Consider the following 16,398-nt stretch of genomic DNA (forward strand, 5'->3'; position numbering starts at 1 on the left):
CTCCACTAGAAGTCATACTATATATTGTTTCAAACTCAAATATTTCACTAGAACAAATTCGCTTTTATCTTCAAGATATATGCGATAAAGCATTACTACCAAGAGCTTTTGTCTCAGTGTCTAATCTACCTTTAACTGCGACAGGAGATGTAGACGAATTAGCTTTGAGCAACATTCCTGTTATTGATGAAATTTTAATTGAGCAAGTAGAAAAGCAACTTAATTCTCATCACAAAATCGAACAGGCAGTGATAGTAGTGCAGGAGTTGAGAAAGCAGATCCCTTCACTCCATTTGTCAGATTTGCTCCCAGATTGGCAAAACAAAAATGCGATCGCCAAAGGCGGGGCTTTGCCCATCGCAAACTTTTCCCCAATCCTCAAAGACTCTCAGCCCAATACACAACAACATTTCTTTGAACTAAAACCACTTGCCATCAGCTACGGTGGTATTCTCCCTGACGATCGCAATGCACCTATTACCTTACCCGAAGTTTTGCAAAGAACTGCTCAACAGGCTACAGGTGGGAAAATTATTTACCTGTTGCCCGATGGCACAGAACTACGCCAATCTTACGCTGAGTTACTTGAAATTGGCGAGCGAATTCTTACCGGTTTGAGAAAATTGGGACTCAAGCCAAAAAACAAAGTCATATTGCAGATGGAACTTAATTGTGACATTATTCCTACTTTTTGGGGCTGCATATTGGGAGGCTTTGTACCCGTAATCATGGAAGTGTCACCAACTTATAGAGAATCAAACAAGGTGGTGGATAAGCTTTGTCATATTTGGCAGTTCTTAGATAGTCCAGTCATCTTAACTACAGAAGCTCTCAAACAAGAAGTAGAATTACTATCGCAATGGCTACCAGAAGAACGCCTAAAAATAGACACGATTGAAGCATTAAAAGATAATACTGCCAGCAAACAATATCACCAAAGTCAACCAAATGAAGTAGCTCTTTTTAACTTAACTTCTGGCAGTACAGGAATCCCAAAATGCGTTCAATTGACTCATCAAAATCTCATTGCTCGTGCCAGAGGGGCTAACCAACTTAATCAACACGCGCTAGAAGATGTAATTTTGAATTGGCTGCCGTTCGATCATATTGGCAGCATTTCCGACTGGCATATTCGTGGTGTAGAAATCGGTTGTACCTTAGTTTATGCACAAAAAGAATATATCTTAGGTCGCATCCTCAACTGGTTAGATTTAATCCATAAATACCGCATTACTCATAGCTGGGCGCCCAATTTTGCTTATGCCATAGTTAATGACTCTCTCAAACAAGAACCAGAACAAAACTGGAATTTATCTTGCGTAAAATTCTTACTAACAGCTGGTGAAGCAGTATCCAGTAAAGCTGTGGAGGATTTTCAAGAAAATTTAGTTACTTACGGACTCAAAGCAACGGCAATTAGACCAGCTTTTGGGATGGCAGAGATGGGTTCAGGGATTACATATTATCAGCCGCACCAAGAAGCATCTTTGTTGTTCCATAGGATAGACAAATCTAGATTGCAAAGTACTATTAAACGAGTAGAAATAGACCATCCAAATCATCATATTTTTACTGATTTAGGTTCAGTTATTCCTGGAATTACCATTCGCATAGTAGATAATAACAACTCTGTATTAAGAGAAGACACCATAGGTCGTTTGCAAGTCCAAGGTGATGCAGTTTCTCCAGGATATTACAATAACCACGATGCCAACAGTCAATCATTTTTAAAAGATGGCTGGTTTGATACTGGAGATTTAGGATTTATTGCCAACGGACAATTAGTGGTTACTGGTCGCGCCAAAGAAACCATTATTATCAATGGAGCTAACTACTACAGTCATGAAATTGAAGCAGTAGTTGAAGAAATTGGCGAAATTGAAGTGTCCTACACCGCCGCTTGTGCAGTCTGCGATGCTGATAGTGCAACAGAGAAACTAGCTATTTTCTTCAATTCGCCAATTACAGAAGATCAAAAACTATTAGAACTACTAACTAAAATCCGGCAGACAGTCGTCAGTAAAATCGGGTTGAATCCTGATTATTTAATTTTATTACCTAAAGAAGATATACCCAAAACTGTTATTGGTAAAATCCAGCGATCGCAACTTAGCGATCGCTTCGGTGTGGGTGAGTTTAACCAAATTATCAAACAAGTTGATATCTTACTAAATAATACTAATACTATTCCTGACTGGTTTTATCAAAAAGTCTGGCGACGTAAGAACGCCAAGCTTCTAAAAGCTTTACCTCAAGGTTATCTAACTATAGTCTTCCTCGACGAGTTAGGATTGGGGACATTTGTTTGTCAGCAACTAGAACAGCGAAACCTGCCATATTTGTGTGTTTCACCCGGCTCTGATTTTGCTAAAAAAGGTTATAATCACTTCTTTTTAACTCCTGGAAATGCAGAGCATTATCAACTCTTGCTTGACACCATAAAGGCAGAGAATCAAACCATTGGTCAGATTCTCCATTTATGGAATTATCAAGAGTATGGCAAAGAAATCACAAGCCTAGCAGCTCTGGAAAAAGCGCAAGAACAGGGAATTTACAGTTTATTATTTCTTATCCAAGCCCTAGCAAAAACTCAAAGTTTCCCAGATTTACAGTTATTGTTTGTTTCTAGCTACACCCAGTCTACTCAAGTAACAGACAAGATTGCTTATGAAAAATCTCCAGTTCTCGGTGTAATTAAAACTATTCCTCAAGAAATACCCTGGTTAAATTGCCGTCACATAGATTTGGCACCAAATTCAATACAGGCAGATGGTAACTATGTTTTACAAGAACTCCAGGTTTTATCAAAAGAGCAAGAAGTTGCTTATCGGGATGGACAGCGTTTGATTGCAGGTTTAGAAAAAGTTAATCTACAAAATAAACCAAAGCAAGAACTTCCCTTAAAAGTAGGGGGAATGTATCTGATAAGTGGTGGACTTGGAGGCGTTGCGGTTGAAATTGCTAAATATCTAATTAAATTTTTTAATGCCAAATTATTATTAGTAGGTCGGACTCGTTTACCAAATGTCTCATTAGAAAAAGTCAAGGTTTATCAGGAATTAAAGCAGCTTGGCTCGGTAGTTTATGAAGCAGTGGATATCTGCGACTTTCAAGCCGTGCAACAAGTGGTGGAAAAAGCCAAGGCTAACTGGGGATGTCAACTGGATGGCGTGATTCATCTGGCGGGAACTTATCACGAACAAATGCTAGTGAATGAAACGCCACAGAGTTTAGCTGCAATTTTGCAACCCAAAGTGTTAGGCACTTGGGTGCTACATCAGGTACTTAAGAAGCAAGGACAGGGGATTTTCATTAGCTTTTCGTCTTTAGCAAGTTTCTTTGGTGGAGCGACAATTTCTGCTTATGCTGCTGCTAACAATTTTTTGGAAAGCTTTAATCAATATCAACGTTCTATTGGTGGGTTGCACAGCTATTGCTTTGCTTGGACAAATTGGCGTGATACAGGAATCAATCAGGGTTATCAGAGGCAAGAAATCACCCGCGCTCAAGGCTATTATGAGATGAGTTTGCAACAAGGATTATATTCCTTTTTGGCTGATTTATATCACAACCAAGCCCAGCTAATAGTCGGTTTAGATGGCAGCAATCCCAAAATTCAGCGTTTTACCTCTGAGTTTCCAGGTTTAGAGAAATTAACTGCTTATTTCACTACGAGTAACGGTTCTACCGTACCAGAGTTATCAGATTTGACAGTGCGCGATCGCTTCGGAACAACTGTTAACTGTGACTTCGTGCAACTATCCCAAATGCCCCTCACCGCTAATGGTGAAATCAATCGAGACTTATTAGCTAGAGGTATAACTCAAAGAGCGATCGCTCCCCGAAACGAAACAGAACGGCAAATAGCTCAAATCTGGCAAGAAATTTTAAAAATACCCCAGATTAGTATTTACGACAACTTCTTTCAACTGGGAGGAAATTCTTTGCTAGCCTTCCAAGTCATCTCTCGGTTGCGCGAGGCTTTTGCTGTTGAATTGTCGCCAAATCGTTTTTTTGCATCCCCGACTGTAGCTGGTTTGGGAGAAAGTCTTGAGGCGCTGCTAACTGTCGTCAGTAAGTGGAATGTAGCTATTGATGACGCAGAAGAAGAATATGAGGGAGGCGTATTATAAATGACAACAATAGAATTTGTATCTTATTTAAATAGTTTAGGCATAAAAATTTGGTTGGAAGGCGACCAGTTAAACTATCGCGCTCCCAAGCAAGTGATGAACCCAGACCTGAAAAACCAACTGCTAGAGCGAAAATCAGAAATCCTGGCTTTTCTAGAAGAAGCTAAGACTGCAACAGACTCCTCCTTTGAGCCAATACCATCTATACAGCGTTCTGAGGAGTTGCCCTTATCCTTTGCCCAACAGAGGATGTGGTTTCTCTATCAATTAGAGAGCCAAAGCCCATTTTATAATGAGAGTTGCCAGCTACGCTTTCAAGGTGTACTCAACACAGAAGCTCTTGAGCAGAGTATCAACGAAATCATCCGTCGTCACGAAATTCTGCGAACAACATTTCCAGCAGTAGATGGAAAACCCTTGCAGGTAATTTCTCCCAGCTTGACAATCACTATGCCAGTTCTAGACTTGCAAGGTTTAGAAGCATCAGAGGTACAACAGATTGTCACAAAAGAAGCTCGCCAACCTTTTGATTTGAGTAACAGCCCTTTGTTGCGAATCACTTTACTACGACTGGGGCCAGAGTCCCATGTCCTGGTATTGACTATGCACCACATCATCACAGATGGTTGGTCAATGGGGATATTCATCCAAGAGTTGTCTAACCTCTACCGAGCTTTTACTCTTGGTTCTCCTTTGCTCCTTTCTGAGCTGCCGATCCAGTATGCTGATTTTGCAGTTTGGCAGCGACAGTGGTTAACTGAGTCAGTTCAAAAACAACAACTGAATTACTGGAAGCAACAGTTAGCTGGTGCTACACCCTTATTAGAACTACCCACAGACAAACCGCGTCCCCCCGTTCAGACTTTCTGTGGTGCTACCAAAGAATTTCAAATTGACCAGAATTTGAGCAAGCAAATCAAAACCTTCAGCCAACAGTCAGGAGCTACCTTATTTCATACCCTACTGGCGGCTTTTGTAGTTTTAATGTTTCGTTACAGTGGTCAGGATGATATCTGCATCGGTAGCGCGATCGCCAACCGCAACCGCAAAGATATAGAATCATTGATTGGCTTTTTTGTCAATACATTGGTACTGCGTCACCGGATTGAGGGAAATCCTAGTTTTTATGAGTTTCTCTCTCAAGTGCGCCAAGTTGCAACCTCTGCTTACACTCATCAAGATGTTCCTTTTGAACAAGTAGTAGAAGCGTTGCAGCCAGAACGTTCTCTCAGCTACAATCCCCTATTTCAGGTGATGTTTGTCTTAGAGAATTTCTCGTTAGATACATTAGAGTTGCCTAATCTTACCTTGACTCCCCAACTGGTAAAAAGGGAGACATCTCAGTTTGATTTGAGCTTGGCAGTTTGGCAGACAAAAGCGGGATTGATGGGTTCGTGGGAATATAACAGCGACCTCTTTGAGCCAGATACGATTGCCAGGATGACAAGTCATTTCCAGACTTTGTTAGCAGCGATTATTGCTAATCCCCATCAACCTATTGCTGAGTTACCACTGCTGAGTGAGTGCGAACGTCATCAGTTGCTAGTGGAATGGAATGATACTTATACGCTTTATCCTCAGAGCAAATGCATCCATCAGTTGTTCGAGGAGCAGGTTGAAAAAACACCAAATGCATTAGCTGTGGTCTATGAGGATGAGTCCCTTACATACCAACAGTTGAACCTCCGCGCCAATCAATTAGCGCATTATCTGCAAACTCTTGGGGTGAAACCAGAAGTACTGGTGGGAATTTGTGTTGAGCGTACGCCTTTAATGATAGTAGGATTGCTGGGCATTCTCAAGACTGGTGGGGCTTATGTACCGCTTGACCCGGCGTATCCCCAAGAGCGGTTGGCGTTTATGCTAGAAGATGCCCAAGTTAAAGTACTGTTGACCCAGGAAAGCTTGGTGGCAACGTTACCGTCACATCAAGCGCAGGTGATTTGTCTGGATAGCGACACAGCAATCTTCAGCACCAGTGTAGAGAATTTACTCCATACAGCAACAACTGACAATTTGGCTTATGTGATTTACACCTCCGGCTCCACTGGTAAACCCAAAGGAGTGCAAATTGAACATCGAGGATTGTTAAATCTCGTCTTTTGGCATCAACAAGCTTTTGCAGTGTCGCCGCTTGACCGAGCAACACAAATTGCAGGAGTTGCATTTGACGCTTGTGGTTGGGAAATCTGGCCTTATCTGACTGCTGGAGCTAGCATTCACTTTCCCAATGATGAAACCCGGCTTTACCCTGAGCAACTACGAGACTGGTTGTTGTCAAAGGCAATAACCATTAGTTTCCTCCCGACACCAATGGCCGAGAAAATTCTATCATTAAATTGGCCGGCGAATGCTGCTTTGCGGATTTTGCTCACAGGTGGGGAGCAACTTCATCAATATCCTTCGGCTGCTCATCCCTTTCAGGTGGTGAATAATTACGGCCCAACAGAGAATACTGTAGTCACAACATCTAGTACTGTTCCTAAAAGACAACAAGACTATATACCACCTGCGATTGGGCGGGCGATCGCTAATACTCAAGTTTATATACTCGATTCCCTGTTGCAGCCTGTACCCATTGGTGTGACTGGAGAATTGTACATCGGTGGTGAGAGCTTGGCACGGGGTTATCTCCACCGTCTTGACCTGACGGCTGAAAGATTCATTAGTAACCCCTTTAAAAGAGGCAGGGGAGCAGGGAGCAGGGAGCAGAGGAGAGGATCTTCTCCCTTGCTCCCTGCCCCCTGCCCTTCTGCCTCTTCTGAGCGGCTTTATCGAACAGGCGATTTGGTTCGCTACCAAGCCGATGGCAATATAGAATTCTTGGGTCGCATTGATAACCAAGTTAAAATTCGTGGCTTTCGCATTGAACTTTCCGAAATTGAGGCAGCTTTGACTCAACACCCACAGGTACGCGATGCTGTTGTGCTTGCCAGAGAAGATAAACCTAGTATTAAGAGTTTGGCAGCATATATCATCCCAGAATTGACACAGCCAACCAGTAATGAGTTACGCCTGTTTCTCAAGTCAAAGCTTCCCAGTTACATGATACCTGCATCCTTCACAGTTCTAGAAGCTTTGCCGATTACCCCAAACGGCAAAGTAGATCGTCGTGCATTACCAGTACCAGAGTTCGAGTTCGATGAATCAACTGGCTTTGTCTCTCCCCACACCCACACTCAAGAAGTCTTAGCAAAGATTTGGCAGGATGTTTTGATACTAAAACAAGTCGGTATCCACGACAATTTCTTTGAATTGGGCGGGGATTCCATCATTAGTATGCAAATTATTGCTAAAGCTAATCAAGCCGGACTAAAACTTACTCCGAAACAACTATTTCAACACCAAACAATTGCTGAATTAGCTGCTGTTGCTGGTACAATTAATTCGGTTCAATCAGAACAAGGTTTAGTTACAGGGATTATCCCTTTAACACCGATTCAGCACTGGTTCTTTGAGCAAAATCTGCCGGAACCTCATCACTTTAACCAATCCTTTCTGCTAGAAGTTCCCGCAAATTTGCAACCGGAATTATTAAAGCAGGCACTACAAAAGTTACTGTACCATCACGACGCTTTACGCCTGCGGTTTGTCCAGCAGGAGGGGCAATGGCAGCAGTATAACAGTGATGTGAGCGATGGCATATCGTTGGGTATTGCAGATTTGTCCTATCTGCCCCAAGCAGAACAGTTAAGGACAATTGAAGCAAGGGCAGACGAAGCACAAAGAACGCTGAACTTAGCAGATGGGCCGCTAATGCGGGTCGTTCTGTTTCATTTAGGCAATTCTCCCGGACGTTTACTCATCGTCATCCATCACTTGGCTGTCGATGGAATCTCGTGGCGAATATTGCTAGAAGATTTATCTGAGGCATACAAACAATTAGAAACTGGCAAAAGTATCCAACTACCTGCAAAAACAACTTCCTTTAAGGATTGGGCAATTCGATTGCAGGATTATGCCCGCACTCAAGAATACTCACAGCTAGATTACTGGCTGGACTCAATGCGGTTCCCAATCGCTCCTTTACCGTTGGATTATGCTGCTATTGCCCAAGATAATACTGTAGCTTCCAGTCGGATTGTATCTGTATACCTGAGTGTAGAACAGACTCGCGCTCTCTTACAGGATGTCCCTGGAGTTTACAATACTCAAATTAACGATGTGCTATTGACCGCGTTGGTGCAGATTTTCACTCGTTGGACAGGTTCTTACTCTTTATTGATTGACTTAGAAGGTCACGGACGAGAGGACTTGTTTGAAGATGTGGACTTATCTCGCACTGTAGGCTGGTTTACTACTATATTCCCCGTACTGTTAAAACTTGAGGATCGTCTCGATCTCGGAGAGGTTCTCAAGTCGGTAAAAGAGCAACTGCGAGGTATTCCCAACCGAGGTATTGATTATGGCATCTGGCGCTATCTTAGCCTGGATGAGAGCGATCGCAGTGAAAAAGCTCTTGAGCAGGGAGCGGGGAGCAGGGGAGAAAAACTATCTATACAAGTCCTACCCCAAGCTGAGGTGAGCTTTAACTACTTGGGTCAATTCGACCAAACGCAGTTAGCAACCCTTGGGTGGAAATATGCTCAAGAGTCTAGCGGTTCCATTCACAGTCTCAAAGGACAGCGCCCCCATTTGTTAACTGTAAATGGATTAGTCGTTGAAGGAAGGCTGAAACTGGAATGGCAATATAGCGAGCATTTCCATAGTCGGGCTACTGTAGAAAATCTGGCTAATGAGTATATAGAAGCTTTAGAAACTATTATTACCCACTGTTTATCCCCAGAGGCAGGTGGCTATACTCCTTCAGATTTCCCAGAAGTTGAGTTTAGCCAAGAAGCTTTGGACGAACTACTAGCAGAAATTAATTAAATAAAGTCGTTCATACTAGAAACCCGGTTTCTGTTTTCACAAAGTTTTCTGCAAATAAACTAAATTTCTGGAGGTAATTTATAACAAAGCTACTAATGATTCGCTACCAAAAAATATCATGATGATTACTCAGGAAAAACTATGCTGGAATTTCAGATTGAATTTCAACCTCGTATCCCTCCTTCAAAAAATTTAGTCATAGGTACTTTGGGGCCTAATGCTACTAGTAGTGACTACGCTGCCAAGCACATAAAGAACCATCTTATCTCAGAAGAATTTACTGTATCAACTCAGTTATTTGATACTTTTACAGATGTCAAAGAAGCTTTGCTACAAGACAAAGTAAATATGGCTTTAGTCCCTCATGCTTACGACCGAATTAATGAGTTTTATATGGAGCCAAGTTTTGAGCTAGGCTTCATTTTTATATTTCCTACTCCAGTTTATGGATTGGCTAAGAAAAAAAATAAAGATGCAGTTTTCAACGGTTCTAGAATTGTTACTCATCCTGCTCCTTTACCTCTGTTAACAAAACTATTGCCAGACTCTCAAGATCAAACACAAATACAAGTGGATTTGTCTCCTTCTACCAGCGATTCAGCGATGCAGGTAATGCAGGGTTTAGCCGATTTCGCTATTACTAATGAGAATGCGGTGAAAGCCTACGATTTAGAATTTATTTCAATCTATGGAAACATTCGTATGAGTTGGTCGATTTTTCAAAAAAAATTAAATTAGCAGAAAGTTATGTCTAAATATTTTCCTCAGCCAAAAACCATCAAAATTAATTCTGATGTTGAGTTAATCGCATTTCAATGTCAAGACACAGTTGTGCAATTAGCTTCTATTCCAGCAGGGGCTACTTTTGAATTGCATCGACATCCCGAAAGCCAAATTGGAATGCAAATTGCGGGACGTTTGGAATTTAACCTCAACGGGACTAAAGAAATTCTGGAGCCATTTGAGCAAGTTTATGTAGCTGGTTCTAATGTTCTTCATGGTTCTATCAACCCTTTCTCAGAAATAGCGTTAGCGTTTGATGTGAAACGCATCACAAATTCAGAGGAAGCTGAGGAGGCTATTTTAAAAGTTACATCAACTCAAGATGAAGTTACAGGTTTTGAGTGTAAGTCTGTTGTTGGTTCTTGGTTTGAGATTATTATCACTCAAATTCCTCCTAAAGGAATAATCCCAATTCGCCAATCGGCTGATGAAATAATGGGAATAGTCCTGAATGATAAATTGACGATCGCAGTTGCAGAACAACAGCAACAGGTAGAATATGGTAGTGTTTATTATGTTCCTGCTGATGTTGTTTATGGAGGATATAATTCTTCTGATGAAACAGTATCTTTGATTGAACTTGTGATTAAGCTTCGCTCTCATTTTTCGCTTAAAGATAGTTTTTCTAAGACAGTGCTAACTACTTCCTAAAGGAATATTCATCATGGATTTAGGATTAACACAAAAAGTAGCTTTAGTGACCGGAGCAAGTGCTGGCATAGGTTATAGCGTTGCCCAAAAGCTGGCAGCAGAAGGTTGTCAGTTAATAATTTGTGGGAGAAATTCTGAGCGGTTAGAACAAGCTTATCAAGGTTTGATTGGTTCTCAAGCAAAAATTATCCCGATTTCTGCTGATGTGCAAAATCCAAGTGATTCTCAAAACTTAGTCCAAGAAGCTCTCAAACAATTTGGCAAAATTGATATATTAGTCAATAATTCAGAAGGGGCTAGTTTTTCTAATGAAGCAATAGAAAATCTATCTGATGAAGATTGGTTGTCTGTGTTTGAAGGCAAGTTAATGGGCTATATTCGCATGACAAATTTAGTGCTACCGACAATGAAAAATCAGCAATGGGGACGCATTATCAATATTGTTGGAACATCAGGAAAAGAGCCTTCTAGTCGTCTTGTGAAATCGGGGGTAGCGAATGCTGGATTAATCAATTTTACTAAAACTGTTGCTTCACAAGTTGCTAAGTGGAATGTTTTAGTTACCTGTGTAAATCCTGGTTTGATTGATACTCCAAGGCATAGAGAATATTTAGAAGTATTTGCCGAAGAGGAAGGCCGGACAGTTGATTCGATAATAGAAGGAACGAATAAGATGATTCCTCTTGGTCGTCGCGGTATTTCTAGTGAAGTTGCTAATTTGGTAGCTTTTCTAGCGTCAGAATGTGCCAGTTATATTACGGGTGTTACTATTCCAGTAGATGGCGGATTGTCAACATCTGCTTTTTAAGAAATTTGGTAAGCTTTTAGTTTATATAAGTTCTATTTGATTTATGAAAATTAATTTTTTGAATGAACCGCAGAGGGACAGAGGTTATTAATACATTGCTAATAAAATTGGGCAAACCTCTGCGTACCTTTGCGCTCCTCTGCGTTAAAAAAACATTGATTTTGTACCTCACTTAAATGAAAATCGCAATAACCTAATTAATATCATCTTTAAAAAACAATGGTAGTTGCACAAAAACAAAGTAAAAATAAAGATATTGAATCTATTTATCCTCTTTCACCTACGCAAGAGGGGATACTCTTTCATACTCTCTATGAGTCGGAATCGACAATCTATTTTGAGCAGTTTCAATTAACTATTCATGGCAATTTAGATTCAGGTGTATTTGAGCGGGCTTGGCAACTGTTGGTAGAACGACATTCGGCTTTGCGGACTCTTTTTGTTTGGAAAAATCGCAAACAAGCAGTTCAGGTGGTGCGTAAACAAGTGAATTTGCTTTGGTCTAATTTAGACTGGCGAATGTTTCCTCAGCAGGAGCAAGAAATCCGGCTCAATTCTTTCTTAGATTCAGATAGAAAACAAGGTTTTGAACTTGACAAAGCTCCATTAATGCGCTTTGCTTTAATCCGGGTAGCCGATGAAACTTATGAGTTTATCTGGAGTTTTCATCACCTATTAGTTGATGGCTGGAGTTGGCCGGTTATCTTCAAAGAATTGTTTGCTTTATATGAGTCAATTCAGAACGGTCAACAGTTATATTTAGCTCCCAGTCGTCCTTACCGAGATTATATTAATTGGTTGCAACAGCAAGATTTGGTTGGAGCGAAGGCTTTCTGGCAACAAAATCTTGAGGGGTTTACTGCACCTACGCCTTTGATAGTTGAACGATCGCTAAAACAAAGTTCTCACCAACAGCAAAATATTGAGGTGCGATCGCAACATCTATCAGCTGAGACGACAACTACCTTAAAATCTTTTGCCCAACAACATCATCTCACACTTGCCACCTTGGTACAAGCCGCTTGGGGGCTGTTACTAAGTCGCTACAGTGGTGAGTCTGATGTAGTTTTTGGCACTATTGTATCTGGTCGCCCACTTACTTTATCTGGTGTGGAGTCGATGGTGGGATTGTTTATTAATACATTACCCGCACGGGTGAAAATCCCGGATACAACCGATTTGTTAACCTGGCTGCGGTTGTTGCAACAAGAATATATAGAACGGGAGCAGTATTCATACACCCCACTGGTAGATATTCAAGGCGTAAGTGAAATTCCTCGCACTCAACTTTTGTTTGAAAGCCTGGTTGTATTTGAAAACTATCCTGTAAATGTAACGTTGCAACAACTTCCTGGAAACTTAAGCATTGGGGAACTACAAGACAGAGGACAAACCAATTATCCTCTCACACTGCTGGCGATTCCTGGCGAGGAAATGACTGTAAAAATTTACTACGATCGCGATCGCTTTGATGTAGATATTATCGATCGCATGGCTGGTCATTTCCTCACTTTGTTGCAGGGAATTACCATCAATCTTCATCGCACCCCAGGCGAGTTACCGCTACTAACTCCAGCAGAACAAGATTTGCTTTTGGTACAGTGGAATGCTACCTCAGCAGCGCATCCGATCAATCGTTGCATTCATCAGTTATTTGAGGAGCAAGTTGAAAGAACACCCCAAGCCTTAGCGGTGGTATATGAAAACCAAAGTTTGACTTATCAGGAGTTAAACCAGCAAGCCAATAAAATCGCCCACTACTTGCAACGCTTCGGTGTGAAGCCAGATATCCCTGTAGGTATTTGTGTGGAGCGTTCAATAGCAGCTGCGATCGCTATTTTAGGAACTCTCAAGGCTGGAGGAGTTTGCGTTCCTCTCGATCCTACTTATCCGCCAGAGCGTTTAGCGTTTATGCTCAACGATTCTCAAGCACCAGTTGTCTTAACTCAAACACGTTGGAAGTCATTACTTGATGGCAACTTGGCTCATCGTCTAATTGTGTTAGATGAAGATGGGGACGAAATCGCCAAAGAATCTGAGAGTAATCTGCAAGTTGAAGTAGCAGCTGATAATTTAGCTTACATCATATATACCTCTGGCTCTACCGGCACTCCTAAAGGCACTCTTGTTACCCAGCGATCGCTCGCCAATTTAGTAGCACACCATCAGGCAAAAATGGCCACAGGTATTGGTGTACTTCAGTTTGCTTCCCTCAGTTTTGATGTCAGCTATCACGAAATATCCGTGGCGTGGGGCTTGGGAGGCACGCTGTATATGATTTCTGAATGCGATCGCAAAGATTTAGATAAATTAATTCATTTACTTAGCTTAAACCCAATTGGTAAAGTTTTTCTGCCCGTTACTCTTTGGCAGCAATTAGCAGAAATATACGGAGAGCAAGCACATCTATTTCAAAATATTAGGGAAGCGATCGCTTGTGGCGAACAACTCCAAATTACTCAGCCGATGATTAAGCTGTTTAAGCGTCTGGAAAATTGTACGCTCTACAATTTCTATGGCCCTACGGAAGCAGACTTAGTGACAGCTTATACTTTTAGCCAAAAGCCAGATGAATGGCCGATTTATCCACCCATTGGTAAAGCTGCTGTCAATGTGCAAGTTTATCTGTTAGACAGCAACCTTCAACCCGTGCCGATTGGCGTTCCTGGGGAACTCTACGTGAGTGGTGATGGTTTGGCTCGTGGCTACCTCAACCGTCCAGATTTGACCAATCAAAAATTTCTACCAAATCCGTTTCAGGAGGCAGGAGACAGGAGGCAGAAGGCAGGAGGCGGAAGACTTTATAAAACTGGCGACTTAGCCCAATATCTACCAGATGGGAATATCGAGTTTTTGGGACGGATAGATGATTTAGTAAAAATTCGGGGCTTTCGCGTTGAACTGGGAGAAGTTGAAGCCGTTCTGAGCAAACATCCTCAAATTAACCAAGCTGTAGCTAAAGTGCATGGGGAAAGTGCCAGGGAAAAATATTTAGTCGCTTACTTTGTCCCCATTGCGGGAGAGACAATCACAGTCGAACAACTGCGGGCTTTTTTCACTGAGCAATTGCCAGATTATATGATTCCATCGGCTTTTGTCGAAATGGAATCTTTTCCGCTCACACCCAACGGTAAGGTAAACCGTCGCGCCTTACCAGAACCGACAACAAACCGACCGGAATTAAGTCAAACTTTTGTTGAGCCGCGTACTCCCACCGAAGAAATTTTGGCTGGGATTTGGAGAGATGTTTTAGGGTTAGAACGAGTTGGTATTTACGATAACTTCTTTGATTTGGGGGGACATTCTTTACTAGCAACTCAGGTGATTGCTTTAACGCGCAAAGCATTTGGCATAGAATTACCACTGTTAAGTTTGTTTGAGTCTCCTGCGATCGCACCTTTAGCCCAAAAAATCGCCACAGCTAAAGCGCCAGATCGGCAGGAGTTAGCTCTAAAACGGTTGCCCTCGCAAAACGAGCCAATACCAATTTCTTTAACCCAGCTAGAGTTGTGGTTTTTTGACCAATTTTATCCAGGCAATTCCATCTATAACCTGCCTTTGGTCTATCGCATCACAGGTGCGCTGAACGAGAAAGCATTAGAAGAGAGTTTAAGAGAAATTGTCCGACGACATGAAACATTGCGATCGACTTTTCAGGTTAAGAATGGCCAAGTTGTTTATGCTATTGTTAACGAGCCTGTCTTTGACTTTTCAGTAATCGATCTCCGCCACATCAGCGAAACTGAACGCGAAGCTCAAGCCACACAACAGGCTGAACAGGAAATTAAGCATCCTTTCGATTTGGCACGAGGCCCTTTATTACGCAGCAAGCTTTGGCGTTTGGACGAACAAGAGTATCTATTCGTTGCCGTTACCCACCATATTGTTGCTGATGGTTGGTCTTTTAGTGTCCTAACCCAAGAACTGGCAAAAGTTTACGAAGCTTTTTGTGAGGGTAAGCCGTCGCCGTTGACTGAGTTACCGATCGCGTATACCGACTTTGCTCAATGGCAAAGGCAGTGGTTACAAGGGCAAGTCTTAGAGTCTCAGCTTCAGTTTTGGCAAAAGCATTTAGGCACTACTCCCCCAATATTGAAGCTACCATGCGTTAGCGAAGCTGGCCGTAGGCATCGCCCCCGTCCACCAGCGCGAACCTTTGAAAGTGCAGGTCAATCGGTACTTCTCTCTCAGAAATTAACCGATGCGCTGAAGGTACTGAGTCAACAGGAAGGCGTAACCCTGTTTATGACTTTGTTGGCAGCATTCCAGACATTACTCTTCTCTTATACAAGACAGGAAAATATCATTGTCAGCAGTGCCCTGGCAAATCGCACCAGAGTAGAAACTGAAGGACTGATTGGTTTCTTTGTCAATTTACTGCCATTTTGTACCAACTTAGGAGGAAATCCCAGCTTCCGAGAACTACTTAGCCGAGTGCGCGAGGTAGCCTTGGGTGTTTACGCTCATCAAGAAATGCCCCTGATTAAGCTAATAGAAGAACTCCAACCAGTCAGAGATCCTAGTTACACATTAATAAATCAAGTGATGTTTGTCTTTCAAAATACTCCAGAGGATAATTTAGAATTTGCAAATCTCACTTTGAAAGAGCAGTTTATTGCTAGAGATACAAAAGATACCGCAGAGTTTGATTTAGAGTTAACGCTCGAAGAAACCTCAACAGGTATTGAAGGTCTGCTCGTATATAGAACCGATTTATTTGAAGCTGCCACTATTACCAAGATGGTCGATAATTTTCAGACTTTGCTGGAAAAAATAACGACCAATTATAACCAACGTCTAGCTGAACTTATCTTAATATCGGAACTTCCAAGTTTGCCCACTCAAACTGTTGTCTCCCCAACATCGAGGGATTTTGTTACACCTCAAAATCCTATCGAAGAAGTTGTGTTAGCTATCTGGAAAGAAATTTTAGGGATAGATCGGATTAGCACTCAAGACAACTTTTTTGAACTGGGAGGACATTCTGCTCAAGCTCTTGAAGTTATATGCAAACTACAGTCAGCTTTGCAAGTCGAACTGCCGTTGATTTACCTGTTTGAGAAACCTACTGTAGTTCAGCTAGCAGCAGCCATCCAATCTCAATTAAACAGTCAAAACGCTTTTTAGACTGGTAGTTTAATAAAATTATAG

6 protein-coding genes are annotated in these 16,398 nt (G+C 41.8%); all 6 read left to right on the forward strand.

All coding sequences use genetic code 11. The features are described from left to right. Nucleotides 1-116 precede the first annotated feature (116 nt). The 6 genes from RMY32_RS26660 to RMY32_RS26685 all read left to right on the forward strand — a co-directional run bounded on the left by RMY32_RS26660 (nucleotide 117) and on the right by RMY32_RS26685 (nucleotide 16,374). On the forward strand, nucleotides 117-4,133 hold the full coding sequence (locus RMY32_RS26660; protein WP_322711963.1) for an SDR family NAD(P)-dependent oxidoreductase: 4,017 nt from the start codon (nucleotides 117-119) through the stop codon (nucleotides 4,131-4,133). Further along, nucleotides 4,134-9,005 (forward strand): non-ribosomal peptide synthetase, encoded by a 4,872-nt coding sequence (locus RMY32_RS26665; protein WP_322711964.1) that lies wholly within the window; start codon nucleotides 4,134-4,136, stop codon nucleotides 9,003-9,005. Nucleotides 9,006-9,146: 141 nt separating this feature from the next. After that, nucleotides 9,147-9,743, forward strand: a complete 597-nt coding sequence (locus tag RMY32_RS26670) for a LysR family transcriptional regulator (protein ID WP_322711965.1) — start codon at nucleotides 9,147-9,149, stop codon at nucleotides 9,741-9,743. A 9-nt stretch (nucleotides 9,744-9,752) separates the two neighbouring features. Beyond that, entirely contained in the window at nucleotides 9,753-10,439 is a 687-nt protein-coding gene (locus RMY32_RS26675) for a cupin domain-containing protein (protein WP_322711966.1), read from the forward strand. A 13-nt stretch (nucleotides 10,440-10,452) separates the two neighbouring features. After that, complete coding sequence (locus RMY32_RS26680; RefSeq protein WP_322711967.1) at nucleotides 10,453-11,247, forward strand: SDR family oxidoreductase; 795 nt, start codon at nucleotides 10,453-10,455, stop codon at nucleotides 11,245-11,247. Nucleotides 11,248-11,466: 219 nt separating this feature from the next. Continuing rightward, nucleotides 11,467-16,374: a non-ribosomal peptide synthetase gene (locus RMY32_RS26685; RefSeq protein WP_322711968.1), complete on the forward strand. Its 4,908-nt coding sequence runs from the start codon at nucleotides 11,467-11,469 to the stop codon at nucleotides 16,372-16,374. Nucleotides 16,375-16,398: the final 24 nt, after the last annotated feature.

This window comes from Nostoc sp. ChiSLP03a (genome assembly GCF_034531215.2).
GTDB lineage: Bacteria > Cyanobacteriota > Cyanobacteriia > Cyanobacteriales > Nostocaceae > Nostoc.